The organism is Pseudomyxococcus flavus, assembly GCF_050038885.1.
GTDB lineage: Bacteria > Myxococcota > Myxococcia > Myxococcales > Myxococcaceae > Myxococcus > Myxococcus flavus.
On the sequence record NZ_CP143624.1, the window covers coordinates 2,767,185 to 2,793,511 of the forward strand.

The following is a 26,327-nucleotide window of genomic DNA, read 5'->3' on the forward strand; positions in this document are numbered from 1 at the left end:
CCCGCTCCGGGCCTGGCGTGCTGCGACAACACGCCACACGCGGGCCCTCCGGGCAGCACGTATGGTGCCCGGGCCGTGAAGAAAACACTGACCGTCAGCCTCCTGCTGTCCAGCGCCCTCCTGCTCGTCCCCACCTCGAGCGCCTGGGCGTGCGCCACCTGCGCCTGTGGCGACCCCACCCTGATGTCCATGGGCACCGAGCAGCCCTTCGAGGGCCGCCTGCGCCTGTCCTCCACCCTGCGGGGCTGGGGCCACACGGTGGGCGAGGACGGGGTGAACGCCCTGCGCCTGCGCGAGGCGCGCATGGACCTGGCGGTCGCCTACGCGCCGCTGCCCTGGCTGTTCCTCTCCGCCACCCTGCCCCTGCAGGCCCGCGAGGTGCGCGACGTCAGCCTCGCCCGGGAGCGCGGCTGGGGCATTGGCGACGTGGAGCTCACCGCGAAGGTGTTCCTCTTCCAGGACAAGGCCTTCTCCGCGGACCACCTGTTCAGCGTGCTGGGCGGCGTGAAGCTCCCCACCGCCCCCGAGCTGCGCGGTCCCAATGGCACCATGCAATTGGACCTGCAGCTGGGCAGCGGCTCCGTGGACCCGCTGGCCGGCATCGCCTACCAGCACTTCCGCGGCGACTGGTCCTTCCTGGTCAGCGCCACCGGCTTCCTCCCCACGCGCGGCATCCAGGGCTACCGCGCGGGCGCCTCCCTGCGCACCACGCTCGCCGCGCAGTTCCAGCCGTCGGCCCGCTGGGCCCTGCGCCTGGGCTTCGACAGCCGCCTGGAAGCGCCGGCCGACACGTACGGAGAGCGCGAGGAGAACACGGGCGGCTTCATCGGCTACGCCTCTCCCGACGTGCTCTTCAGCCCGGGCATGGACGTCGTCGTCGCGGCGGGCGTGCGCGTGCCCTTCCTCAACCAACTGCGTGGCCGCGTCGCTCCCACGCCCATCGCGATGCTGTCCGTCGCCTACGACCTCTGAACCATGCGCTCCTTCCTGAAGACCCTCACCCTGGGCGCCACCGCCCTCCTGTCCCTCGCCGGCTGCGGAGGCGGCAGCCGCGAGGACGGCATGACGCTGGACCTCGCGCTCACCACCGGCCGGGCGCGACCCATCTCGGGCGCGGCCGGCGCGCGCGAGCTCATGAACGACCAGGGCGTCCACGCCGTCCTCACCAGCGGCTTCGTCACGCTGGGCAGCGTGGAGCTGCTCCCCTGCGCGGAGGTCGGCTGGAAGCGCTTCCTGCGCCAGCTCTCACCGGTGGGCACGGCGTGGGCCCACCACACCGTGGGCAACCCCACGCGGCTGGACATCGCCCACGTGGTGAGCCTGGGCAGCTCGGACGGCACCGTCATTCCGCTGGGCTCGCTGCACCCGCCGCCGGGACGCTACTGCCACGCGCGCCTCAACTTCGAGCCCGCGGGCGACGACGCGGAGGGCCTGTCCGCCGCCGCCCAGGGTGACGCCCCCGTGGACATGGTGGGTCGCAGCCTGCACCTGCGCGGCACCCTGTCCACCGGCCAGGAGGGCGAGCCCCAGCCCTTCGAGGTGAGCTTCCAGACGCGCGCCTCCGTGGACGTGCTCCTGGAGTGGGTGACGCTGTCGGAGGCCGAGCCCCACGCGCAGCTCGTCTTTGCGCTCACGTGGGATACGTGGCTGGATGGCGTCAGCGCCGAGCAGCCGCCCGCCAACGTGGACCTGGTGGGCAACGTGGCCCGCTCGGTGGTGCCCCCCACTTCCGCCGGACCATGACGCCTCCGCCCGTCGCCGCCACGCCACTCCCCGAGTCCGACTCCCGGGCCCGCATCAACCTGGAGTGGCTGCTGCGTCTGCGCTGGGGCCTGCTGCTGGGCCAGGCGCTCGTCATCGCGGTGGCGGCCTATGGCCTGGAGCTGGGCCTGCCCGTGCCGGTGCTGGCCGCATTGCTGGGCCTGGAGGCGCTGACGAACCTGTCGGTGCGGGCCTGGCTGACCCGCGGGCAGCGGGTGACGGAAGGCACCATCGGCAAGCTGATGCTGTGGGACACGCTGGTGCTGACCGGCCTGCTGGCCCTCAGCGGCGGCACCCACAACCCCTTCACCACGCTCTACCTGGTGAACGTGGCGCTGGGCACGGTGCTGCTGCCCGCGCGCTGGACGTGGGGCCTGCTCGGCTTCACGCTGGCGGCCTTCGGCTCGCTGTTCGTGCTCCAGGACGTGGAGCTACCGGCGGGGCTGTCCCGGCCGGACCACGCGGAGCTGATGCGGCTGCACATCAACGGCATGTGGGTGGCCTTCGCCGTGGCCGCGGGCTTCATCGTCTACTTCGTCCAGCGCGTCACGCGGGCGCTCGGCGCGCGGGAGCAGGAGCTGGCCCAGGCGCGCGCGCTGCACGCGAGGCGGGAGAAGGTGGCTTCGCTGGCGACGCTGGCCGCGGGCGCCGCGCACGAGCTGTCCACCCCCCTGTCCACCATCGCCGTGGTGGCCAAGGAGGTGGAGCGCGCGCTGGCCAGCGCGGGCACCTCCGAGTCCGTGCGGGAGGACCTCCGCCTCATCCGCCAGCAGGTGGACCGCTGCCGCGACGTGCTGGTGCAGATGTCCGCCGACGCGGGCCAGACGACGGGCGAGCCCTTCCACCCCGTGCCCCTGGGCCGACTGGTGGAGGAGATGCTGGCGGAGCTCCACGGCGCGGAGCGCGTGCGGGTCGAGCTGCCCGCCGAGGCCCGCGAGTGGCACGTCCATGGCCCGCCCCGGGCCCTGGCGCGGGTGCTCCGCGGACTGCTGAAGAACGCGCTCCAGGCCTCGCAGGCCACGCGCACCGTGGCGCTGCGCGTGCGAGCGCGCGGCGATGGCGCGCTGCTGGAGGTCCAGGACTCGGGCACGGGGATGCCGGCGGACGTGCTGTCGCGCGCTGGCGAGCCCTTCTTCACCACCAAGCCACCGGGTGAGGGCATGGGCCTGGGGCTCTTCCTGGCGCGCACCCTGGTGGAACAGCTGGGCGGCTCGCTGGAGCTGCGCTCGTCACCGGGCCAGGGCACCACGGCCAGCCTCTCGCTGCCAATGAGCGAGCCGCGCGCCGCGCCGGAGCTGGCGTCATGAGTCGCACGCGCCTCGCCACGAACGCGGCCGCGCCGGCTAGCGGAGCCCTCCCCCACCTCGCGCGGCCACCAGGAGCCTCTCGGCCAACGATGGAGGAAGCAGCGCCATGAGCCTCGCGAGCGCGGGCACCGAGCACCGCCCCAGCCTGCTGCTGGTGGATGACGACGCCACCCTGCGCGAGCGCCTGGCGCGGGCCTTCCGCGAGCGCGGCTGGGACGTCACCACCGCCGGGGACTACGACGAGGCGCTGGCGGCTGCCCGGCGCGAGTCCCCCGAGTACGCGGTGGTGGACCTGCGCATGCCGGGCCGCAGCGGCCTGGAGGTGGTGAGGGACTTGCTGGCGGTGGATGCCGCCACGCGCGTCATCGTCCTCACGGGCTACGGCAGCATCGCCACCACGGTGGATGCCATCCGGCTGGGCGCGGTGAACTACCTGCCGAAGCCCGCGGACGTGGACGACGTGCTCGCGGCCTTCGCGCGGGCCTCCGGCGAGCCCTCCGTCGCGACGTCCGAGCGCTTCGAGGCCCCCTCGCTCGCCCGCGCCGAATGGGAGCACATCAACCGCGTGCTGGCGGACTGCGGTGGCAACATCTCCGAGGCCGCGCGCAAGCTGGGCATCCACCGGCGCTCGCTCCAGCGCAAGCTCCAGAAGTACCCCCCATCCCGCTAACAACTCTTGCTATGGGTCGCACCATGTCGACCGCACTCCAGACCCGCGCTCCCAGCCACCTCGCCCCCGGCCGCTTCGGCCAGACGCGCTACATGATTCGCCGCAAGTTCTTCAAGCTGTTCGGCGACGCGTTCCACATCTATGACGAGGCGGGCAACCTCGCGTTCTACTCGAAGCTGAAGGCCTTCAAGCTGAAGGAGGACATCCGCATCTACGGCGACGAGGAGATGCGCGAGGAGCTGCTCAGCATCAAGGCGCGCGGCATCCTCGACTTCGGCATGACCTACGATGTGACGGACGCCACCACGGGCGAGCGCGTGGGTGCGCTGCGCCGCAAGGGCCTGCGCTCCATCCTCCGTGACCAGTGGCTGGTGCTGGACACGCATGACCAGGAGGTGGGGAAGATTGAAGAGGACAGCATGGTGCTGGCGCTGGTGCGCCGCTTCCTGGTCAACCTCATTCCCCAGTCCTTCACTGGCACGATGGGCGACGCCCAGGTGCTCTCCTTCAATCAGCGCTTCAACCCGTTCATCCAGAAGATTGATTTGGACTTCTCCATGGACAGCAGCCACCGGCTGGACCGGCGGCTCGGAATCGCGGCCGCGGTGCTCATGTCCGCCATCGAGGGCCGTCAGCAGTAACCACGAACCTTCAGGCCCGGCGCGGACACGCCGGGCAGGTGTCTCACAGCGTCGCCTGCCGGTGGCCGCATGCGTGGCCTCGCGTGGGTTCTGGCACTGGCAATGCGCCGGGCTGTGACTTCGAACGCCACGGAATGACCACGCCTTGTGACGGGCCGGGCTACGCCCGCCGCGCTCCGGGGTCGTGCTGCGTCGCGCTCGCGTGCACCAGGGGATGGCATCACGGCTGCACAGCGGTCCGTGCCTGCACCTCATGCCCGTTCCCGGGCACAGGAGACCCTGGATGCGACTCCCCCTGGATTCACAGTGGCTGACGAACGCGGCGCTGCTCGGTGCGCTCTCCTGGGGTGGACTGGCGCTGGCCAGCACACCCGCGAGCGCCACCGTCCCCAACGCGGGGACGCGGATTCACCCCATGAACGCGAAGGCGCTCAAGGAAGGCGAGCGCGCCCCCGTCGAGACGCCCCACTACCTGCCACCGCCGCCGCCGCCCAGCTGCCCCGGCGTGATTGACAACGGGACGGTCCAGCTCGGCGTGGCGCCCGAAGGCCACCTGAGCATCCCCTGTCCGTTGAGCCCTCTCTCCAGCGGCTGGTCCGGGACCACCTGGGTGGGCTTGCGCTATCTGCCCACCGTGGGCGAGGCCGCCGCGCCGGGCACGCCGTGCGAGGGCTGGGGCGTGGCCGACGCCAGCCTGGGCGTCACGGGCTTCTCCTCCGCGGGCTGCGGCAGCTCCAGCAACCTGACGGTGGAGTCCTTCGCGTCCTCCACCACCACCGCGACGTCGGTGGTCCGCGTGGGCAACTCCCTCCGGGTGACGCACATCTACACGCCCTCGCAGGTGTCGAACCTGCTGTACCAGGTGGATGTCCTCATCGAGAACATCGGCACGACGTTCATCCCGGACCTGCGTTACACGCGCGGCATCGACTACGACATCCTGCCCAACACCTTTTCCGAGTACGTCACCATCGCGGGCGCCGCGAGCAGCCCCTGGGTGGTGGGCTCGGTGGACAACAACTTCACGTCGCTCGACCCGCTGGCCGCCAACACCCCCATCTTCGGTGGCACGGGTGACTTCACCAACCTGGGGCCGGGGGACGTGGGCGCGCAGCTCGACTTCCAGCTCGGCGCGTTGCCCGTGGGCCAGGTCCGCGCCTTCCGGACCTTCTACGGTGCCGCGGGCAACCACTTCGCCGCGCTGGCCGCGCTGTCCTCCGTGGGCGCCGGCACGTACTCGCTCGGCAAGGGCAACTGGAACGGCTCAGGGAGCCCGCTGAGCGCGGCGGGCGCGCCCCCGGGGACCTTCGCGGCCATCACCGGACAGCCCAATACCTTCATGTATGGCTTCCGCCCGCCGGAGCCGCCGACGAGCTGCACGGTGGAGTGCAGCGTCCTTCAGAACACGCCCGTCTACATGACGGACTCCGCGGGCACGCGGGACCTCTGCTTCGTCAACGGCACGAGCCTCATCAACCCCATGGGCGTCACGTACATCAACGGTGAGCGCATCGAGTTCAACTGCGGCACCTACGGCAGCCTCGGCACCCTGTGCAACCTCGTGCCGGGGCAGGACACCTGTGACGCCGCGGTCTACCAGGCCATCTGCAGCAGCCCTGTGTACGCGCATCACTGCCTCTGACTCGACTTTCGCCATGCTGCCCGCCGCTCGAGCAACGTCTGCCAGCGGCGAGGCAGCGGGGACAGGCCAGCGAATTCAACGTTCGTTACGTCGACGCGCTCGCGGCTGCGTCGACTGCACCGACCTGACGAAGTCCACGAAGGCACGCAGCGGCGTCGGCAGGTACCGACGACTGGGGTAGTAGAGGAAGGGTCCGGAGAAGCTCAGCCACCACGATTGGAGTACGGGAACCAGCGCGCCTCGGTCGATGAAGGGACGCAGCCAATCCTCGAACAGATAGATGATTCCGGTACCCGCCACGGCGGCATCCACGGCGAGCTCCGTGGTGCCACCGAAACCGGCGATCAGCGGGCCCTTCGGGTCGACTTTGATTGTCTCGCCGTCTCGCTCGAACTCCCACGGGTGCGGTGGCCCGTTCGAGAAGCGCCATCGCAGGCAATCATGTTCGAGCAGGTCATGCGGGTGTGTGGGACGACCACGGCGAGCAAGATACGCGGGTGACGCGGCTGCGGCGAACCGCTGGATGCGCGGACCGATGGGAACCGCCACCATGTCCTTTTCGAGCCATTCTTCGTAGCGGACGCCAGCGTCGAAGCCTTCGGCAACCACGTCGACGATACGCTCCTCGGCGGTCACCTCGAGACAGATGTCGGGGTACTTCGCGAGGAAGGGCGGCACGATGTGAGGGAGGACGAGCCGTGCAGCGGCGGTCGGCACGTTGAGCCTCAGACGACCCGCGGGCCGGTCGCGGAAATCGTTGACCACGTCCAGCGCCGCGCGCACTTCACCGAGCGCCGGCGTGACCCGCTCGATCAGGCGCGCTCCCGCGTCGGTGGGTGTGACGCTGCGGGTGGTGCGATGGAGCAGCCGGACCCCGAGCCGGGCTTCCAGCCGACGAACCGCGTCGCCCATGCGCGACGCGCTTGTGCCCGCCGCACGGGCGGCGCTGCGAAAGCCGCCCTCCCGGGCGACCGTCAAGAACGCGGTGAGGTCTGCGAGGTCATCCATCGACTGTGCAGATTATCGCACAGCCCGTACAGACTGCAGTGGGTTGCCGCGCAGAGGGCTCCTCGTAAGGCTTGTGACGAAGCCAATCCTCAAAGGACCTCGTCATGACCGCTCCCCACATCGTAGACAGCTACCACCTCGGCGCTCACACCGTTCGCCGTCTGGGCTACGGCGCCATGCAGCTCGCCGGCCCTGGCGTCTTCGGCCCGCCCAGGGACCGCAAGGCCGCCATCGCCGTGCTGCGAGAGGCCATCGCTCTGGGCGTCAACCATATCGACACGAGCGACATCTACGGTCCCCATGTCACGAACGAGCTCATCCGCGAGGCGCTGCATCCGTATCGCGAGGGCCTCGTCATCGCCACGAAGGTCGGCGCCGTGCGCGGCCCATCGGGGTCGTGGGAGCCCGCCTTCTCCGCCACCGACATCGAGCGCGCGGTTCACGACAACCTGCGCAACCTCGGCCTGGACGTGCTCGACGTCGTGAACTTTCGCGCGATGTTCAACGCCTATGGCCCAGCGGAGGGCTCTATCGAAGCGCCGCTGACCGTGCTCGCCGAACTCCAGCGGCGTGGGCTGATTCGACACATCGGCCTGAGCAACGTCACGGCCGCGCAGATCGCGGAAGGACGCAAGCTCACGAACATCGTGTGCGTGCAGAACCAGTACAACCTGGCGTACCGCGGCGATGACGCCGTCATCGACGAGCTCGCCGCGCTCCGCATCGCGTACGTGCCGTTCTACCCGCTCGGCGGGTTCTCACCGCTGCAGTCCAGCGCGCTCAACACGGTTGCCGCCCGGCTCGGGGCTACGCCGATGCAGGTGGCGCTCGCGTGGCTCTTGCGCCGCTCGCCCAACGTGCTGCTCATTCCTGGCACGTCCTCCATCGCGCACCTCAGGGAGAACCTCGCGAGCGCCTCAATCGTCCTGAGCGACGAGGACATGGCCACGCTGAACGGGATTGCCGAGCACGCCTGAAGGCCGACGTCCCCCGAGCGAGGCCAGACCGGCCTTGCTCCGGTGTGTCCTTCGCCGGGGCCCTCTCTCGGCCACCTCGATGCGTGCTCGTGAACGTCACGGCGAGCGAGCCCATCGCGTGCTTGTTCAACCCGACGCGGCTTTCGAAGCAGCTGCAGGTCAACGGGAGCCGGCTGCGGGGGCGCGGGCCTCAGCCCGCCAGCAAGCGGCGGTGAACCGCACCTCGTCGCCGTGCACGAAGGGCTTGAAGGCGGCGAGGACGGTCTCGATGACGTGGCTCCGGGTCCGTTCGTCGACCTCCTGAAGAACCCGGCCGAGCAGGCCGAACCGGGTCACATACCGGGCCAGCTCCTGCTCGGGCAGGGTGCAGGCGACTTCGATGGGCTGGATGTCGATGTCCGCCCAGCCGCTCTGCTCCAGGATGCGCTGGACGCGGCCCCGGTCCTCGAAGGCGAACTGCCCCGGCGCGTTCGGCTGGCGGGCGGGGAGGTTCGGGACGAGGGGCGCCGCGGCCCGCTCGGCGGTCGTCATGAACGGGTTCTCCGAGGGGCTTCGCCAGGCGATGAAGCACAGCCGGGCGTTCTCCTTCGCGGCTCGTCTCAGGTTCGCGAAGGCCTGGACGGGGTCATCGAAGAACATGACGCCGAAGCGCGAAATCACCATGTCGAAGCGGGCCGGCTCGAAGGCGTGACTCTCGGCGCTGGCTTCGATGAAGCTTGCGGCCACGTGCTCCGCCTCGGCCCGGGCCCGTGCGACGGCGAGCATCGGCGCCGAGACGTCGACGCCGACGCAGTGTCCCTGGGTGCCGAGCTGCCGCGCCACGGCGAGCGTCGTGCTACCCGTCCCACAGCCCACATCGAGCACCTGGCGCGCGCCGCGGGTCTGGACGGCCTCGACGAGCAGGTCCTCGAACGGCTTGAACATCCGCTCGACCATGTCCCGAAGCTCGGCCCAGGCGTGTCCCGCGGGACCATTCCAGAGCGCTATCTGCCCATCCGGGGGTGGGTGTCCGGCCGTCATCGCGAGTCTCCTTCCACATGCCTTCAAGATGTGAAGGCCGTACAGTGCCAGTTCAAGTCGACTTGAGGTCAACAGGTGAGAGACCTGGACATCACCGAGGTGGCCCGGCGCTCCGGGGTTCCTGCCTCGACGCTGCGCTTCTATGAGGCGAAGGGCCTGCTGTCCTCCACAGGCAGGCGAGGCCTGCGCCGCCTGTTCGCACCGGAGGTGCTGGAGCGGCTCACACTCATCGCGCTGGGGCGAGAGGCCGGCTTTTCGCTCGATGAGATTGCTCGGATGTTCACGCCGGATGGACGGCTGCGCATCGACCGGAAGATGCTCACCGCGAAGGCAGAGGAGCTCGACAGCACCATCCGGCGTCTGAGCGCCATGCGCGACGGCTTGCGGCACGCCGCGAACTGTCCCGCGCCGAGCCACATGGAATGCCCCACGTTTCGCCGGCTCCTGGCGGCGGCCGCGTCCTCCAAACGAGGACGGGCTCCGATGACGCACGGGAACAAAGGCGAGCGCCCTCAGAAGCGCGCTGGAATCGAGAAGGGCGCCCAGCGGTCCTTCCACGGGCGCGCCTCTTCGAGCTGATAGGCAAGGCCCAGTAGCAGCGCATCCGCCCCCGGAGCCGCGGCGAAGTGCATCCCCACGGGCACTCCGCCTTCCGGAAAGTGGAGCGGCACCGACATGGCCGGGCACCCGGCGATGTTGTGGAGCGGCGTGTCTCCAATCGCCTGGGCCGTGCGCTGCAACAGCACCTCCCTGCCGAGCACCGGCGACAGGCGCCCCAGGGGCCATGACGCGGCGGAGGTCGTGGGCGTGAGGACCACGTCATATCCGCGCGTGGCCTCGAGGTAGGCCCGCACGGCCTGCGAGAAGGCGGCACGGGCCTGGGGCAGCGCCTCGGGGCCAGCGGCCAGGAAGTCCTCCACCAGCGCCCAGGTGAAGGGCTCCAGCTCCTCGATTTGCACCGGCTCGTCCCGCGTCCGGTCCATCAGCTCGACAATGCCCGCGACGGCCGCCCCCGCGACGCGGAAGAAGGCGGCGCTCAGCCCCGGACCGTCGAAGCGCGGCGGGGCGATGGGCTCCACCTCGTGCCCCAGCTCGACGAGCAGCGCCACGGCGTCTTCGGAGGCACGGCGGACCTCGGGCTCCGGCTCGGTGCCCATCATCGTCCGCGTCCAGGTCGCGATGCGCAGGCTCCGGGGCACCGGCTCCCGGACGAACCCCACGGGCGTCCCGAAAGAGGGGTCTTCCGTCAGCGACAGGAACAGCGCGCTGTCCCGCACCGAGCGGCTGATGCAGTGGTCGCTCGTCATGGCCGCGAAGTCGGACCTGGCGAAGCTCGCGGGCACGGTGCGCCCGCGGCTCGGCTTGAAGCCGAAGACGCCGCACGCCGACGCCGGCACCCGGATGGAGCCGCCCCCGTCATTGGCATGCGCGATGGGAACGAGCCCGGCCGCCACCGCCGCCGCGCTTCCACCCGACGAGCCCGCCGCGGAGCGGGACAGGTCCCACGGGTTGAGCGTCGCGCCCTCGAGCAGCGTCTCGGTGCTGAAGAGCAGGCCGAGCTCCGACATGGCGCTCTTGCCGGCGCAGACGAGCCCGGCTGCTTCGAGCCGCTTTCCGTACGGCGTCTGCCGCCGCGCGACGTTGGCCGCGAACAGCCGCGAGCCCATCGACCAGCGAAGGCCCGGCCACTCCGTGGAGTCCTTCACCAGGAAGGGCACGCCGGAGAACGGGCCCGCGCCCGCTGGCTCCGAGGGCTCGCGAGCCGTCGTGACAACCGCGCGCAACAGGGGATTCAACGCGTCGATACGCGCCAGGCAGGCCTCGAACAGCTCGCTCGCCTGGACCTCACCCCGAGCACACAACTCCGCCTGCGCCACACCATCCAGCCGCGCCAGGACCGCCAGTTCCTTCATGCCTCCATTCTGGTGCGGAGGACCGCGAAGGCGCCATCACGGATGACGGCGAGAAGGTGGAGCAAGCAACCGCCCCTCAGGACCAAGCCCCACTAATCGCCATCATGATGCAGATACAATTACGATTCACGTATTCCTCGCCCACGTCGGGGAACGAGGATTCTTCCTGCCCCTTTCCGCCTGCGGGAGAGGACTCCCCCTGCTATCCAACGCGGACTCGGCAGGCGCCAGCAGGGCCACGGACCTCGGGCCTGCACGCACGCATATCCCACCGGCCACCGCGCGGGTGGCCTTTCCCCTCGCTCGCGATGACCTCACTCGCCCAGACGCCACACTCCGCGCACACCGCCACTGCCTCGCGTGAAGCAGCGGGCACCAGAAGCCGCCGCATCGTCGGCATCGACGCCCTGCGCGGCCTGGTCATGGTGCTGATGCTGGTCGACCACGTGCGGGAGTTCTTCTACCTGCACGCCCAGGTCAGCGACCCGGTGGAAATCTCCTCCACGCCCCCCGGCCTCTTCTTCACGCGGCTGGCGGCGCACCTGTGCGCGCCCGTGTTCGTCATCCTGACCGGCGTGGCGGCGTGGCTCTACGGACAGCGGCACGGTGGACGCCGCGCGGCGTCCGGCTTCCTGTTCAAGCGCGGTCTCTTCCTGCTGGTGCTCGAGCTGACGGTCATCAACTTCGCCTGGACCTTCACGCTCCTGCCCCGGACCTATTACTTCCAGGTCATCGGCGCGATTGGCGTGTCGATGATGGTGCTGGCGGCCCTGCTCCACCTGCCGCGCCCGGCCCTGCTGACCTTCGCGCTGGCGGTGATTTTCGGCCACAACCTGCTCGACCCGGTTCACTTCGCGGCCGGCGAACCCGGCCACGCCCTCTGGGCGCTGCTGCATGATCGCGGCTTCATCGCCCTCCCCTGGGGCGCGCAGCTCAAGACGTCCTACCCCGTCCTACCGTGGATAGGGGTCATCGCCCTGGGCTTCGCGGCGGGACCGTGGTTCGCGTCCCAGGTCGCTCCAGAGGTGCGCCGCCGTCGCCTGCTGCTGACCGCGGCCCTGTCGGTGGGCCTCTTCGTGGCGCTGCGGCTCCTCAACATCTACGGAGAGCCCCTCCCCTGGTCACCCGGCGCGACGGCGCTGGAGACGGCCATGTCGTTCGTCAACCTGACCAAGTACCCGCCGTCGCTCGACTTCCTGCTGCTGACGCTCGGCGTGGGCGCGGCCTTGCTGGCCCTGCTGGACCTCGCGCCGCACCGGCTGAGCGCCGCCCTGGCGGTGTTCGGCGCCGCGCCGCTGTTCTTCTACGTCGTCCACCTGTACCTGCTGCACGTGCTGAACAAGCTCGCGCTGGCCACCCTTGGACCGAACCAGGGCGACCTGTTCAGCCTGCCGAACATCAGCGCCCTCTGGCTCATGGCGCTCGTGGCCACGGTGCCCATGGGGTTCGCCTGCCGCGCCTTCGCCAGGCTCAAGGCCCGCTCCTCCAGTCCCTGGATGAGCTACCTGTAAGCCCGCACCGCGCCCCATGCCGCGAGGCCAATGCCTCATATCCATCAACGCGCTGCGGTTTCCCCAGACAGACAACCACATCGCACCCGCCACGGAAGCGAACTAACGCGCTGCGTATTGTGAGCCTTCACGCCCAGCCCTAAACAGGAGCTTGTTGTCATCATGCCAATAAGCCATGGAGGGCCGCGCGCATGCGACTGCACTGGAGTCGTCGTCTGGCGTTTTCGAGTACCTTGCTCCTGACCCTGGGAGTGGCGCAGGCCGCCGAAGATCCGCTGCCGCTCCTGGACATGACGCCCATTCGCTCGCCATTCGCGGCGGCCTGTGAGGGGAAGCCTGACTCCACCCCGCTGCCCGTGGACGCACGCACCCTGGTCGTCCCGGGCGTCAACAAGCCGGGCACCGCGGTGCAGTTCAACGCGTTCTGGGTGGACCTGCACTCACCGCCGCCGCCGTTCATCTCCAACCTGCCGCCCAACCCGACGACGTGCGGCGAGTTCCGGGCGAGCGTGCAGCGAGGGCGGGTGAACATCGAGACCCGCGCCTACTTCCAGCCCTTCACGACCTCGCTGGCCTACTACCACCTCTATCGGCAATGGGGTTACCTCTTCCGCCCCGCGGACTTCGATGAGCAGATCATCAACCGCTTCGGGCTCGCGAAGGCGCCGTTCCGCAATCCCTATCCGCTGCCGTGGGAGGACCCCAACCGCACCAACGGCGGCAGCGGGCAGCTCCCCCTGGGCCTCGTGCAGGAGCGCGACGCCAACGGCCGCTTCACGGGGATGATTGCCTCCAGCTGCTCGGGCTGCCACGACTCGAAGCTGGGCAACGACCAGGAATCCTCCTTCGTCTGGGGACGCTCCACGGACGCCAGCGACCCGGGCCTCATCCAGTCCGACTTCTTCCGCTCCACCGTCGTGGGCAACGTGTTCCAGCTCGCGCCCATCCCCTGGAGCGTGGGCCGAGGCATGAGTGATGCCATTGGCATCGTGGACCTGCTGCCCGCCCTCTTCGACATGGACTCCCTGGCGATGGTGCCGAGCCTGCTCGAGTACTTCCCGACGCACGCCGGTGGCATGTCCCGCGCGCCCAACTGGTGGTACCGCGCCTTCAAGACGCGCCAGTTCTGGGACGGCGCGCTCACCTCGGACAACGTCCGCTCAGAGATGGCGTTCGGCATCGCCAACATCGGGCGCTCGGCCGCGGAGCGCCGCGCGCTCACCGCCGAGTTCGAGGACAACGACAACTTCTTCCTCTCGCTATCGCCCCCCACCTACCCCAAGCCCATCAACACCGCGCTCGCCGAGCAGGGCGCCATCCTCTTCCACGAGCGCGACCTCTGGGCGAACGGCGCCAACCCCGACATCCCGAAGACGCCCGGCAATGGCTCGTGTGCGAGCTGCCACGGTGTCTACTCCCCGCGCTACGCGGCCAACCCCGCCTACCTGCCCGACCCGCGCCTCAAGGGCATCGCCGGCGTCATCACGCCCATCGAGACCATCCGGACGGACCCCGCCCGCAAGGACCTGATGGCGGACGAGCGCAAGCGCCGGGCCTGGAACACGTCCTTCCTGGCCTACAACGACATGCACCCCGACCACGGGCCCTTCTATGACGACCCCATCATGAGCGCCCTGCGACGCGTGCCCCGCGCCGCGTATGACCGGGGCGTGGGCCCCATCTACTCGCCCGAGGGTCCGAACATCTGGATCGAGCCGTTCGGCTACATCGCGCCACCGCTCTACGGCGTGTGGGCCTCCGCGCCCTACTTCCACAACAGCAGCGTGCCCACGCTGTGGGACGTGCTGAAGCCGTCGGACCGGCCGAAGGTGTGGCAGCGCCAGCAGACGGAGCCCAACAACCTGGGCATCAACGCGGGCTATGAGATGGGCTACGAGGCGTATGACTTCGCGAAGCTCGGCTGGAAGGTGACGCGCCTGGCCTGTGGCGACGTGCCCAGCAGGGACCCGTTCATCCCCTGCAGCCAGCACATGGCGACCATCGACATCGCCTTCGCCAACATCGCCAACCTGGTGGCCAACTACAACTCGCTGGCCTACCAGTCGCCGCCGCCCATCACCCAGAAGCAGATTCGCTCCCGGATGATTTTCAACTCGCACCTCTACGGGCTCGGCAACGAGGGCCATGACTTCAACCAGTCGCTCACCGACGACGAGCGCTGGGCCATCATCGAGTACATGAAGACGCTCTGAAGCCCGGGCGCCGGCCTCCTGGGGAACACGCCAGGAGGCCGCGGCCTTCGCGTCACAGGAAGCGCTTGAAGAGGTCCAGCTTGCCCGTGTAGGGCGGGTAGCGCAGCTTCATGTCGAGCAGGAAGGGCCGCTTCACCACGCTCTTGCGGTGGCTGAAGGCGTCGAAGCTGGCCTGGCCGTGGTAGCCGCCGATGCCGGACTCACCCACCCCGCCGAAGGGCAGGCCCTTGACGGCGAAGTGGACGCACACGTCGTTGGCCACCGCGCCGCCGCTCGACGTCTCCAGGAGGACGCGCTCGTTCACCGCCGCGTCCTTCGCGAAGGTGTAGAGCGCGAGCGGCTTGGGCCTCGCGCGGACGAAGCGGATGGCCTCGTCGATGCTGGGGCAGTCCACCAGCGGCAGCAGGGGCCCGAAGATTTCCTCCTGCATCAGCGGGCTGGACAGCGGCGCGTCGGTGATGACGGTGGGCGCGAAGAAGCGGCTGTCCGCGTCCCGCTCACCGCCGAAGGCCACCGTCCCGTCCTGCGCCAGCTTCGAGACGCGCTCGAAGTGCCGCGTGCTGATGATGCGGCCGTAGTCCCGGCTCGCCCGCGCGTCCGCGCCGTAGAACTCGGTGACGGCCTTCTGGACCAGCTCGGTGAAGCGGCCCTTGAGCTCGGGAGGAATCAGCACGTAGTCCGGGGCGATGCACGTCTGCCCGGCATTGACGTACTTGCCCCAGGCGATGCGGCGCGCGGTGACCTCCAGGTCCGCGCTCCGGTCGATGATGCAGGGGCTCTTGCCGCCCAGCTCCAGCACGGTGGGCGTCAGGTGCTTCGCCGCGGCCTCCGCCACCACCCGACCCACCTGGGGGCCACCGGTGAAGAAGATGAGGTCCCAGCGCTCGTCGAGCAGGGCCCGGCTCGCCTCCGCCCCGCCCTCCACCACGGCGACGACGTCCTCGGGGAAGGCCTCCCGCAGCATCCGCGCGAGCACGCTGGACGTCGCCGGGGACAGCTCGCTGGGCTTCAGCACCGCGGTACAGCCCGCTGCGAGCGCCCCGATGAGCGGCGCGATGGCCAGCTGATAGGGGTAGTTCCAGGGGGCGATGATGAGCGTCACCCCCAGCGGCTCCGAGTACTGCCAGACGCGCGCGGGCTGGATGACGAGCGGCGCCGAGCCCTTGCGCGGCGCCATCCACGCCTTCACGTGCTTGAGCGCGTCCTTCAGCTCCCCGTAGATGCTGCCCACCTCCGTGAGGTAGGCCTCCTCGGGGCTCTTGGAGAGGTCCGACTGCAAGGCGGCGAGAATCTCCGCCTCGTACTTGCGTGCCACCCGTTCGAGCACCTGCAACTGCTCCCGGCGCCACGCCAGCGGCAGCGTGGCGCGGGTCTCGAAACGGGCCCGCTGCTTCTCGACGAGCGCCTTCGCATCGAACGAAGGCGGGACGGCGGCGAGACGGCTGGAGCCCTGCGTCATCGGACCTCTCCTTGTGTGTGGGGAGTTGCTATTTCAAGAGCTCGCCCTTTTCGGCCTTCTCGACGAGGGACGCCGGGGGCTGGAAGTGCGGACCGTAGCGCTCCGCGAGCTCGCGCGCACGGGCGATGAAGCCCCGCAGGCCGGTGCCCGTGCGGCCCTCGTAGCCGTTGATGAACTGCGCCACGCCGCCCGTCCACGCCGGGAAGCCGATGCCGAGGATGGAGCCGATGTTCGCGTCCGCCGCCGAGCGCAGCACGCCCTCGTCGAAGCACCGCACCGTGTCGATGGCCTCGGCGAACAGCATGCGGTCCTTCATGTCCTCGAAGGGGATGCTGTAGCCGGGCTTGGTGAAGTGCTTCGCCAGGCCGGCCCACAGCCCCGTGCGCTTGCCGTCCACGTAGTCGTAGAAGCCGCCGCCCGTGGAGCGCCCCTTGCGCTCGTGCTGGTCAATCATGGCGTCGACCACGGCGTAGCTGCCGTGCTCCGGCCAGGGCTTGCCCTCCGCCAGGGCGGCCGCCTTCGTCTCCAGGCGAATCTTCCGGGGCAGCGTCAGGGTGAGCTCGTCCATCAGCTGGAGCGGCGCCGCGGGGTAGCCCGCCTGGAGGCCCGCCTGCTCGATGGAGGCCGGCGCGATGCCCTCGCCCACCATGGCGATGGCCTCGTTGAGGAAGGTGCCGATGACGCGGCTGGTGAAGAAGCCCCGGCTGTCGTTGACGACGATGGGCGTCTTCCCAATCTGCACCGCGATGTCGATGGCCTTCGCCAGCGCCGCGTCGCTCGTCTTCTTCCCGGCGATGAGCTCCAGCAGCGGCATCTTGTCCACGGGCGAGAAGAAGTGCATGCCCACGAAGTCGTCCGTGCGCTTCACGCCCTCCGCCAGCAGGGTGATGGGCAGCGTGGAGGTGTTGGACGCGAGCAGCGCGTCCGGGGCCACCACGTCCTGCACCTCCTGGAACACCTGGTGCTTGAGCTTCACGTCCTCGAAGACGGCCTCGATGACGACGTCACACCCCTTCAGCGCGGCGGCGTCCGCGGTGGGGGTGATTCGCGCGAGCAGCGCGTCGCCCTTCTCCTTCGTGGACTTGCCCTTCTGGATGGCCTTCTCCACCAGCTTGACGGAGTACTGCTTGCCCTTCTCCGCCGCGGCCAGGCTCACGTCCTTGAGCACCACGTCGATGCCGGCCTTGGCGCACACGTAGGCGATGCCCGCGCCCATCATCCCCGCGCCCAGCACGCCCACCTTCTTCGCCGTGTACTGCGGGAAGCCCTTGGGCCGGCCGCCGCCGGAGTTGATGTGCTGCATGTCGAAGAAGAACGCCTGAATCATGTTCTTCGCGACCTGGCCGGTGACGAGCTCGGTGAAGTAGCGCGACTCGATGGTGAACGCGGTCTCCACATCCACCTGGGTGCTCTCCACGGCCACCGCCATGATGGCGCGGGGCGCGGGCATGTTCGCGCCCTTGAGCTGCTTGCGCAGGTTGGCCGGGAAGGCCGGCAGGTTCGCCGCGAAGCCGGGGTTCGACGGCGTGCCGCCCGGAATCTTGTAGCCCTTCTGGTCCCACGGCTGCTGCGCGGTGGGGTGGGCCTTCACCCACGCCTTGGCCGCGGGCAGGAGCGCCTCCACGGAGTCCACCACCTCGTGGACCAGGCCGACCTCCTTCGCCTCCTGCGGACGGTAGCGCTGGCCCTGGAGCAGCACCTTCATCAGCGCGTCCACGATGCCCAGCATGCGCACCGTGCGCACCACGCCGCCGCCGCCGGGCAGCAGGCCCAGGGTGACCTCCGGCAGGCCCACCTGGGCGCCCTTCACGTCGGCCACGATGCGGTGGTGGCACGCGAGCGCAATCTCCAGCCCGCCGCCCAGCGCCGCGCCGTTGATGGCCGCGACCACGGGCTTGCCCAGCGTCTCCAGCGCCCGCAGCTGCGCCTTGATTTCCTGCCCCAGCTCGAAGGCCTGCTTCGCGTCCTCCTTCTTGACCTTCAGCAGGTCCTTCAGGTCACCGCCGGCGAAGAAGGTCTTCTTCGCGGAGGTGAGGATGACGCCCGCGATGCTGTCCTTCTCCTGGACCAGCCGGTCCACCGTCGCGCGCATGGACTTCAGGTACGCGGCGTTCATGGTGTTCGCGGACTGGCTCGGGTCATCCATCGTCAAGACCACGATGCCGTCGGCGTCTTTTTCCCAGCGGATGGTGTTCTGCTCGCTCATGGGGTTCGCTCGAATCCTGTCGAAGTATGGGAAGAGAAGTTCAGACGCGCTCGATGAGGGTGGCCACGCCCATGCCACCGCCGACGCACAGGGTGATGACCGCGCGGCGCGCCTTGCGGCGCTCCAGCTCGTCCACCATCGTCCCCAGAATCATCGCGCCGGTGGCGCCCAGCGGGTGCCCCATGGCGATGGCGCCGCCGTTGACGTTGAGCTTCTCCTCCGGGATGCCGAGGTCCTTCTGGTACTTGAGCACCACCGAGGCGAAGGCCTCGTTGAGCTCGAACAGGTCGATGTCCTTCACCGACAGGCCGGCCATCGCCAGCAGCTTCTGGGTGGCCGGAATCGGGCCGGTGAGCATGATGGTCGGGTCCGAGCCGGACGTGGCCACGGCGGCGATGCGGGCGCGCGGCGTGAGCCCCAGCGACTTGCCCACCTGCTCCGAGCCGATGAGCACCAGCGCCGCGCCATCCACGATGCCCGACGAGTTGCCCGGCGTGTGGACGTGCTCGATGCGCTCCACGAAGTGATACTTCTGCAGCGCCACCGCGTCGAAGCCGCCGGCCTCGCCCATGACGGCGAAGGACGGGTTGAGCTTGCCCAGCGACGCCACGGTGGAGTCCGGGCGCATGAGCTCGTCATGGTCCAGCACGGTGAGGCCGTTCTGGTCCACCACCGGGATGACGGAGTTCTTGAAGTACCCGCCGGCCCACGCCTTCGCCGCGAGCTGCTGCGAGCGCTCCGCGTAGCGGTCCACGTCCTCGCGGGTGAAGCCCTCGATGGTGGCGATGAGGTCCGCGGAGATGCCCTGCGGGACGAAGTAGGTGTCGAAGTTGGTGGCCGGGTCCATGGCCCACGCGCCACCGTCCGAGCCCATGGGCACGCGCGACATGCTCTCCACGCCGCCCGCGATGACCAGGTGCTCCCAGCCCGAGCGCACCTGCTGGGCGGCCATGTTCACCGCCGTCAGGCCGGAGGCGCAGAAGCGGTTGAGCTGCACGCCGCCCACCGTCTCCGGCAGCCCCGCGGCCAGCACCAGCGTCCGGGCGATGTCCGCGCCCTGGTCCCCCACCGGCGAGACGACGCCGAGCACCACGTCGTCGATGCGCTGGGGGTCCAGGTTGGGGTGGCGCTTCTTGAGCGCGTCCACCAGCCCGGTGAGCAGCGAGATGGGCTTGGTGCCATGCAGCGAGCCCTTCTTGCCCTTGCCGCGAGGGGTCCGGACGGCGTCGAAGATGAATGCTTCCTGGCTCACGCAGAGCCTCCTTGGGTACGGGGATGGGGGTCTACAGGGAACGGGCGACGAGCTCTTTCATGACCTCGTTCGCACCGGCAAGGATTCGCAGCACACGCGTGTCCGCGAAGAGGTGGGCGATGGGGTACTCCTTCATGTAGCCGTACCCTCCGAACAACTGCAAGCAACGGTCGGCGACAATGCACGCCTGGTCCGTCACCCAGTACTTGGCCATGGCCGCCGTTGTCACATCCAACCCACCCTCCAGGTGCGACACGATGCAGTCGTCGATGAAGGTGCGGCAGACCCGGCGCAGCGTCGCCACTTCCGCCAGCTCGAAGCGAGTGTTCTGGAGGGCGAAGAGCGGCTTTCCGAACACCTGACGCTGCTTGGTGTATTCGACCGTCACGTCCATGGCCCGCTCCAGGCTGGCCATGGCGATGATGGCGGTGCTCAGCCGCTCCTGGGGGAGCTGCTGCATCAACTGGATGAAGCCCTTCCCCTCCTCGCCGCCCAGGAGGTTGCTGGCGGGGACCCTCAGGTCGTCGAAGAAGAGCTCCGTCGTGTCCTGGCCCTTGCCGCCCAGCTTGTCGAGGATGCGCCCCCGCTCGAAGCCGGGCGTCGTGTCGGAGACCTCCGCGCACAGCAGGGAGATGCCCGCGTGCCCCTTCGCCTCGCCCGTCCGCACGGCGATGATGAGGAAGTCACACACGCGGCCGTTGGAGATGAACGTCTTCGAGCCGCTCACCCGGTAGAAGTCACCCTCACGCACCGCGCGGGTGGAGATGGCCTGGAGGTCCGAGCCCGTCCCCGGCTCCGTCATGGCGATGGCCCCCACCCACTCGCCGCTCGCGAGCTTGGGCAGCCACCTCTTCTTCTGGGCCTCGGAGGCGTAGGCCAGCAGGTAGTGCGCGACGATGGTGCAGTGCACCGCGAAGCCCATGGACGGGTCGCCCGCGCGCACCTGCTCCTCGATGAGGACGGCCTCGTGCGCGAAGGTGCCGCCCCCGCCGCCATAGGCCTCCGGGATGGACATGCACAAGAGGCCCAGCTCGCCCGCGCGGCGGTACAGCGCCTTGTCCGGATACCCCTGGGCCACGTGCTTGGGCACGTTGGGGAGGACCTCCTTGGTGAAGTAGCTGGCCGCGAGCGCCCGCACCTGCTCGAGCTCCTCCGAGCCCCATCGAGGTGTTGCCTTCATGTCCGCCTCCTAGAGTCCGAACGTCTTGCCGATGATGTCGCGCTGGATTTCGCTGGTGCCGCCGTAGACGGTGGAAATCACCGTGGCGCGCAGGTGCGACTCCATGTCGTATTCGGTGGCGTAGCCGTAGCCGCCCATCATCTGCACGCCCTCGAGCGCCACGCGCTTGGCCGTCTCCGTGGCCTTCAGCTTGGCCATGGACGCCTCGCGCGGGAGCATCCGCTCGGGGGCCTCGTCCGCCATCGCCGCCACGCGGTAGACGAGCAGCTCGCAGCAGTCGAGCTCGGTGGCGAGGTCGGCGATGCGGTGCTTGAGCGCCTGGAAGGAGCCCACCGCCTTGCCGAACTGCTTGCGCTCCTTCACGTAGGCGACGGCGTCATCGAAGGCGCGCCGGCCGCGGCCCAGCATCGTCGCCGCGAGGATGAGCCGCTCGCTGTTGAGCCCCGACATCAGCTGGGGCCAGGCCTGGTCCACCGTGCCGACGACGGCGCTCTCCGGCACGAAGCAGTCGGTGAAGTAGACGTCGTTGACGTCCTTGCCGTTCAACGTGGGGATGCCGCGAATCTCCACGCCCTGCGTGTCCGTGGGGACGCAGAACATGGTGAGCCCCTCGTGCCGAGAGCCCGTGGTCTGCGTGCGCGCCACCAGCAGCAGGTGGTCCGCGAGGTGCGCGTTGGAGCACCACGTCTTCTGCCCATTGATGAGGAAGCCGCCGTCAATCCGCCGCGCCCGGCAGGCAATGGCGGCGGCGTCCGAGCCCGCGCCGGGCTCCGAGATGGCGATGGCCTCCACGCTGCCCCGGACGATGCCGCCCAGAACCTTCTCGCGCTGCGCCGGGGTCCCGAACTTCGCATAGGGCCCGGCGGCGACCGCGGTGGTGACGTAGCCGCCCACCGGGGCGAGCCCGTAGGCGGTCCGCTCCGCGAACAGGCAGACTTCCGACAGGCCACCGCCCGAGCCGCCAAACTCCGGCGGGATGCCCACGCCGAGCCAGCCGAGCTCGGCCATCTGGGCATAGAGGGCGCGGTGGTGCGTCTCCGCGCCGTGGTGGGTCAGCGCATCGCGCTGGGCACGCGTGCCCGTCCGAGCGCGGCAGAACGCGTCGATGGAGGCGGCGAAGGACGCCTGCTCCGGGGTTCTCACATGCATGGGGACTCTGGGGAGGCTGCGGGTGAGACGTCAGGCGTCCTCGTAGAACGAGGCGATGCGCGCGGCGTACTGCTGGAGAATCACGCGGCGCTTGAGCTTCAAGCTGGGCGTCAGCTCGCCCGTCACGGGTGACCAGGCCTCGGCGACCACGTCGTAGTGCTTCACCTGCTCCGCGCGCGAGAGCCGGACGTTGCTGGCCGCCACCAATGCGTCGAGCTCCGCGCGGACCGCGGGCTCCCGCGCGAGCGCCTCCAGCGAGCGCGCCTCCAGCCCCCGGGCCTTCGCCCAGACCGGCGCGGCCTCCGGGTCCAGGCTGATGAGCGCCGTCACGTAGGGCCGCCGGTCGCCAATGGCAATGGCCTGGGCAACCAGCGGGTGCGCGCGCAGCATGCCCTCGATTTTCGACGGGGCGATGTTCTTCCCGCTCGAGGTGATGAGCAGCTCCTTCTTGCGGTCGGTGATGGTGAGGTAGCCCTCCGCGTCCACCGTGCCGATGTCGCCGGTGGCCAGCCACCCGTCCGCGTCCACCGCGCTGACGATGGTTCCATCCGCGGCGAGGTAGCCGAGGAAGAGCACCGGGCCCCGGACGAAAATCTCCCCGTCCGCGGCCAGCCGGAGCTGGAGCCCGGGGATGGGGCGCCCCACCGTGCCCACCCGGAAGTCCGAGGGCGTGTTGATGGTGGCGCAGCCCGTCGTCTCGCTCATGCCCCAGACCTCCAGCACCTTGAGGCCGAAGCCGCCGAGGAACTCCAGCACCTCCACGGGGATGGGCGCCGAGCCGCTGCTCGCCCACATGAGCGCGTCCAGGCCGAGCACCGCGCGCAGCGGCCTGAGGACCTGCGCCTCCGCCTCGGCGGCCTTCCGCGCGAGCTCGGGCGGCACCGCCCGTCCGGAGCCCTCGAGCCGGAAGACCTCCAGGAGCGCCGCGTGGGCGGCCAGGACGGCCTCGCGGCGCGGCGACTCCATGGTGTCGAGCTTCGCCTTCAACCCCGCGGCGAGCTTCTCCCAGACGCGCGGCACGCCGAAGAAGGCGGGCGGGCGGGCCTTGGCCAGGAGCCCCATCACCCCGGCGGGGTCCGCGCAGATGTAGACGTGCAACGCCTTGTAGAGCGAGCGGTAGAGACCCAGCTCGCGCTCCGCGATGTGCGCCAGCGGCAGGTAGGCGACGGAGGTGGCGTGCATCGGCGTGGGGACCACCGCGTCCACGGCGATGGCCTCGTAGAAGGCGTTGCGGTGGCTGAGCACCACGCCCTTCGGGTCACCGGTGGTGCCCGAGGTGTACATCATCGCGATGGGGTCCTCCGGGCGGATGCCCTTCCAGCCGGACTCGAAGACGGAAGGGTCCTCCTGGTGCAGCCCACGGCCCCGGGCCTCCACCTGCGCGAAGGAGACGAAGCGCGCATCGCCGGGAGGTAGCGCGGCTTCGTCCACGACGATGACCCGCTCCAGCGCGTCCAGCGCGTCGAGCACCGGCTGCCACCGGGCGAGCTCCGCCGCGCCCTCCAGGACGACGATGCGGGCCTGGCTCTGCTTCGCCACGAAGGCAATCTGCTCGACGCTCAGCGTCTGATAGGCGGTACAGGAAATGGCCCCCAGGTGGACGGCTCCATAGTCGATGAGCCAGTGCTCCGGCCGGGCGGACATCATGATCATCATCCGGTCGCCCCGCCGCAGCCCGAGCGCCCCCAGCCCACGCGAGAGCGCCGCCGTCCGCGCCCGGAGCTGTGCCCAGGTGAGCGTGGTGTCTCCAGCGGTGAGCGCGGGAGCATCCGCATATGCCTCCGCGTTGCGCTGCAGGAGCAGCGGCAACGTGAGCGTGTCCGCCAGGGATTGGCACTGCGATTCCAGGTCTGCGAACGACGGACGCATGGCATCTCCTCGGTTCACTGTTTCACTGGACTGCAATGTCAGACAGCGTGGCGACGTTTGATTCAGGGGTCGACGTACAGGTCGAGGATGACGTCGGGACCGCCGCCGTACCTGCTGAAGTCGGTGATGCCCTCGGCGCGCAGGACGTCCTCATCGATGAAGGACTGCCCGGTGCAGGCGCGAGGCGAGCGCTGGAAGATGGCCACGGCCGCGTCCGCCATGATGTCCGGAGAGCGGGCCCGCTGCATGGACGCCTCGCCCCCGAGCAGGTTGTTCACGGCGGCGGTGGCGATGAGTGTCTTTGGCCAGAGCACGTTCGCCGCGATGCCCGCCTCCGCGAGCTCCGCGGCCCAGCCGAGCGTGAGCAGCGTCATGCCGTACTTCGCGACCGTGTACGCCGGGTGCCGGCCCAGCCAGTGCGGCGCGAGGTTGATGGGCGGCGAGAGCGACAGGATGTGCGCGTGCGAGGAGCGGCGCAGGTGCGGGAGCGCAGTCCGCGTGAGGAGGAAGGTCCCCCGGAGCTGAATCTGCTGCATCAGGTCGAAGCGCTTGAGCGGCAGCTCTTCCGTCTTCAGCGGCGCCAGGGCGCTCGCGTTGTTCACGCAGAAGTCGATGCCGCCGAAGCGCGCCACCGCGGCGTCCACGGCGCGCTGCACGTCCGCTTCCTCGCGCACGTCGCCTACCACCGCGAGCGCCTGGCCTCCCGCGTCCTCGACGGCCTGGGCCGCCGTGTGGACCGTCCCGGGGAGCCGGGGGTCCGGCGTGTCTGTCTTTGCCAGGAGCACGACGTTGGCCCCCAGGCGCCCGGCGGCGACGCCGATGGCCAGCCCGATGCCCCGGCTGCCCCCGGACATCAGCAGGGTGCGCCCCGCCAGGGGCTTCGCGGCGCTCATCGCCCGTCCTTGCCCGGCCTGGGCCCGGTCTTCAGCGTGGCGGCGCCCCGCTCCGGCCCGGGCTGCTGGGGAAGGTGCGGGAAGACGTCCCGGACGATGGTGATGAGCGCCTCGCTGAGCAGCAGGTGCGCGTCCTCCCGGGAGAGCGTTCCACCGCGAATCCACTCGCGGATGGTGGACTTCACCAGGCCGCCGTAGGAGCGCATCATCGCGCGGTGGCGCGCGTCGCTCCCGACCTCCACCTTGAGGCCCAGGAACTCGAGCGTCTTCGCGGCGGCGACGTCGTCCGCCTGGGCGACGATGCGCTCGACCTCCGGGTCCGCGATGCTTCCCGCGCCCGTGACGGCCACGTACATCTTGCCATGGGCGGCCACGGTGTCGAGGTACCACTCGACGCTGCGCTCCACGCGCTGCCGCAAGGTTCCGGTCGCGCTCACCTTCTCCTCCAGTCCGGGCATGCGCAGCATCCGCTTCACCACCTTGAGATAGAGGTCCCGCTTCTGTCCGAAGTAATGGTTGAGCAGCCCCCGAGCCACGCCCGCTTCCCGCGCGATGTCCGTGGTGGAGACCTCCGCATAGGGGCGCTCACCGAACAGCCGCATGGCGCACTCGAGAATCTGTTCCCTGCGCGCGTCGGGCTCCAGCCGCTTCCACCGGGGGGCGTCCGCGGAGCTCATGACGTCACCTCCCGCCAGGGCAGGAAGGCCGGCAGGTCCTGCGCCACGGTCCGGGTGAACCGGGGAGGCCGCTTCTGCATGAAGGCCTGCACGCCCTCCAGCGCGTCCGCGCTCCGGCTCAAGCTGGCGATGAGCCTGCTGTCGAGCTTGAAGGCGGGCTCCGGCGAGCTGAGCGCGCTCATCTGATAGAGCGCCTGCCGGATGACGGCCACGGACACCGGCGCCGTCGTCTCCACGAGCTCACGGGCGAGCGCGCGGGCCGCGTCGAGCACCTCGTCGGGCGCATGGAGGGAGCGGACCAGGCCCGCGCTCAGCGCCTCCTCCGCGGGAATCAGCCGCCCGCTCACCATCCAGTCGAGCGCGCGTCCCAGGCCGACGATGCGCGGCAGGAACCACGTCGAGCCGGCCTCGGGGTAGATGCCGCGCCGGCTGAAGACGAAGCCGAAGCGGCTGTCCTTCGCCGCCAGGCGGAAGTCCGCGGGCAGCAGCATCGTCGAGCCCACGCCCACCGCGGCGCCACGAACGGCGGCGATGACGGGCTTCTGCATCGAGAACATGCGGCGGGTGACGCGCGTGGCGGGCTCCACCCAGCCTCCTTCGGGAGGCTCGGTGTTCGTCACCTCGAGCGCGCTGCCGCTCAGGTCCGCGCCCACACAGAAGTCCCTCCCCGCGCCGGTGAGGATGACGACGCGCACGGACTCGTCCGCATCCGCCGCGGCGAGCGCGGCCTCGAGCTCGTCCGCCATCATCACCGTGAAGCCATTCCGCGCTTCGGGCCGGTGCAGCTCGAATGTCGCGACCCGGTCGACCACCGAAGACCGGATGTGCTGATAGGTCATGGAGGGTTCCTCATACCGTCTGTGCAAGGGATGATGGGAGCTTGTTGGCGGAGTGTCAATAGCGAGGTCTCCGCGATTTCCTGTTCATTTCCGACGTCTTGCGTCATCCGCACCGACTGCCCTTTACGTCGCACCGCGGC

General features: G+C 69.7%; 22 protein-coding genes. 10 read left to right on the forward strand and 12 right to left on the reverse strand.

Annotation, left to right across the window (positions count from 1 at the left end; translation table 11 throughout):
• Positions 1-75 precede the first annotated feature (75 nt).
• From VZL07_RS11685 to VZL07_RS11710, 6 genes are all read left to right on the forward strand, one after another.
• Complete coding sequence (locus VZL07_RS11685) at positions 76-972, forward strand: transporter (protein WP_426755580.1); 897 nt, start codon at positions 76-78, stop codon at positions 970-972.
• A 3-nt stretch (positions 973-975) separates the two neighbouring features.
• Positions 976-1,743, forward strand: a complete 768-nt coding sequence (locus VZL07_RS11690) for a hypothetical protein (protein ID WP_426755581.1) — start codon at positions 976-978, stop codon at positions 1,741-1,743.
• Positions 1,740-3,068 (forward strand): ATP-binding protein, encoded by a 1,329-nt coding sequence (locus VZL07_RS11695; protein WP_426755582.1) that lies wholly within the window; start codon positions 1,740-1,742, stop codon positions 3,066-3,068. The genes VZL07_RS11690 and VZL07_RS11695 overlap by 4 nt, the downstream gene beginning before the upstream one ends.
• Before the next feature lie 106 nt (positions 3,069-3,174).
• Entirely contained in the window at positions 3,175-3,738 is a 564-nt protein-coding gene (locus tag VZL07_RS11700) for a response regulator transcription factor (protein WP_426755583.1), read from the forward strand.
• Between the two features lie 23 nt (positions 3,739-3,761).
• Positions 3,762-4,379 carry a hypothetical protein gene (locus VZL07_RS11705; protein ID WP_426755584.1) on the forward strand — a complete coding sequence of 206 codons (618 nt, stop codon included), beginning with the start codon at positions 3,762-3,764 and terminating at the stop codon, positions 4,377-4,379.
• Positions 4,380-4,662: 283 nt separating this feature from the next.
• Positions 4,663-6,021, forward strand: a complete 1,359-nt coding sequence (locus VZL07_RS11710) for a hypothetical protein (RefSeq protein ID WP_426755585.1) — start codon at positions 4,663-4,665, stop codon at positions 6,019-6,021.
• 75 nt (positions 6,022-6,096) lie between these two features.
• On the opposite strand, the gene VZL07_RS11715 is transcribed toward VZL07_RS11710, so the two are convergent.
• Complete coding sequence (locus VZL07_RS11715; RefSeq protein WP_426755586.1) at positions 6,097-7,029, reverse strand: LysR family transcriptional regulator; 933 nt, start codon at positions 7,027-7,029, stop codon at positions 6,097-6,099.
• A gap of 104 nt (positions 7,030-7,133) precedes the next feature.
• Here VZL07_RS11715 and VZL07_RS11720 point away from each other — a divergent pair, with 104 nt between their 5' ends.
• On the forward strand, positions 7,134-8,006 hold the full coding sequence (locus VZL07_RS11720) for an aldo/keto reductase family oxidoreductase (protein ID WP_426755587.1): 873 nt from the start codon (positions 7,134-7,136) through the stop codon (positions 8,004-8,006).
• A gap of 159 nt (positions 8,007-8,165) precedes the next feature.
• Here the strand turns inward: VZL07_RS11720 and VZL07_RS11725 are convergent, their stop codons facing one another.
• Positions 8,166-9,026, reverse strand: coding sequence for a class I SAM-dependent methyltransferase (locus VZL07_RS11725; RefSeq protein ID WP_426755588.1), 861 nt, complete (start codon positions 9,024-9,026; stop codon positions 8,166-8,168).
• A gap of 75 nt (positions 9,027-9,101) precedes the next feature.
• Here VZL07_RS11725 and VZL07_RS11730 point away from each other — a divergent pair, with 75 nt between their 5' ends.
• Positions 9,102-9,605 (forward strand): helix-turn-helix domain-containing protein, encoded by a 504-nt coding sequence (locus VZL07_RS11730; RefSeq protein WP_426755589.1) that lies wholly within the window; start codon positions 9,102-9,104, stop codon positions 9,603-9,605.
• Here the strand turns inward: VZL07_RS11730 and VZL07_RS11735 are convergent.
• Complete coding sequence (locus tag VZL07_RS11735; protein ID WP_426755590.1) at positions 9,539-10,939, reverse strand: amidase; 1,401 nt, start codon at positions 10,937-10,939, stop codon at positions 9,539-9,541. The two genes, VZL07_RS11730 and VZL07_RS11735, sit on opposite strands and share 67 nt — an antisense overlap.
• Before the next feature lie 308 nt (positions 10,940-11,247).
• On the opposite strand from VZL07_RS11735, the gene VZL07_RS11740 reads away from it, so the two are divergent.
• Positions 11,248-12,450 (forward strand): DUF1624 domain-containing protein, encoded by a 1,203-nt coding sequence (locus VZL07_RS11740; protein WP_426755591.1) that lies wholly within the window; start codon positions 11,248-11,250, stop codon positions 12,448-12,450.
• A 233-nt stretch (positions 12,451-12,683) separates the two neighbouring features.
• The gene (gene roxA / locus VZL07_RS11745) at positions 12,684-14,663 is read left to right on the forward strand and encodes a rubber dioxygenase RoxA (RefSeq protein WP_426755592.1); all 1,980 of its coding nucleotides are present in this window, start codon (positions 12,684-12,686) and stop codon (positions 14,661-14,663) included.
• A 52-nt stretch (positions 14,664-14,715) separates the two neighbouring features.
• Here roxA and VZL07_RS11750 read toward each other — a convergent pair whose 3' ends face one another.
• The 9 genes from VZL07_RS11750 to VZL07_RS11790 form a co-directional block, all read right to left on the reverse strand.
• Positions 14,716-16,122 carry an aldehyde dehydrogenase family protein gene (locus VZL07_RS11750; protein WP_426755593.1) on the reverse strand — a complete coding sequence of 469 codons (1,407 nt, stop codon included), beginning with the start codon at positions 16,120-16,122 and terminating at the stop codon, positions 14,716-14,718.
• Between the two features lie 28 nt (positions 16,123-16,150).
• A complete protein-coding gene (locus tag VZL07_RS11755; protein WP_426755594.1) occupies positions 16,151-18,328 on the reverse strand; it encodes a 3-hydroxyacyl-CoA dehydrogenase NAD-binding domain-containing protein in 2,178 nt (725 codons plus the stop codon).
• A 40-nt stretch (positions 18,329-18,368) separates the two neighbouring features.
• Positions 18,369-19,580: an acetyl-CoA C-acetyltransferase gene (locus tag VZL07_RS11760; RefSeq protein ID WP_426755595.1), complete on the reverse strand. Its 1,212-nt coding sequence runs from the start codon at positions 19,578-19,580 to the stop codon at positions 18,369-18,371.
• 31 nt (positions 19,581-19,611) lie between these two features.
• Positions 19,612-20,760 carry an acyl-CoA dehydrogenase family protein gene (locus VZL07_RS11765; protein ID WP_426755596.1) on the reverse strand — a complete coding sequence of 383 codons (1,149 nt, stop codon included), beginning with the start codon at positions 20,758-20,760 and terminating at the stop codon, positions 19,612-19,614.
• Positions 20,761-20,769: 9 nt separating this feature from the next.
• Entirely contained in the window at positions 20,770-21,909 is a 1,140-nt protein-coding gene (locus VZL07_RS11770; protein WP_426755597.1) for an acyl-CoA dehydrogenase family protein, read from the reverse strand.
• Positions 21,910-21,939: 30 nt separating this feature from the next.
• A complete protein-coding gene (locus tag VZL07_RS11775) occupies positions 21,940-23,778 on the reverse strand; it encodes an AMP-dependent synthetase/ligase (RefSeq protein ID WP_426755598.1) in 1,839 nt (612 codons plus the stop codon).
• A 62-nt stretch (positions 23,779-23,840) separates the two neighbouring features.
• Positions 23,841-24,671: an SDR family oxidoreductase gene (locus VZL07_RS11780; RefSeq protein WP_426755599.1), complete on the reverse strand. Its 831-nt coding sequence runs from the start codon at positions 24,669-24,671 to the stop codon at positions 23,841-23,843.
• Positions 24,668-25,348 (reverse strand): TetR/AcrR family transcriptional regulator, encoded by a 681-nt coding sequence (locus VZL07_RS11785; RefSeq protein WP_426755600.1) that lies wholly within the window; start codon positions 25,346-25,348, stop codon positions 24,668-24,670. Before VZL07_RS11785 ends, VZL07_RS11780 begins: the two co-directional genes overlap by 4 nt.
• Complete coding sequence (locus tag VZL07_RS11790) at positions 25,345-26,187, reverse strand: enoyl-CoA hydratase-related protein (protein ID WP_426755601.1); 843 nt, start codon at positions 26,185-26,187, stop codon at positions 25,345-25,347. Before VZL07_RS11790 ends, VZL07_RS11785 begins: the two co-directional genes overlap by 4 nt.
• Positions 26,188-26,327: the final 140 nt, after the last annotated feature.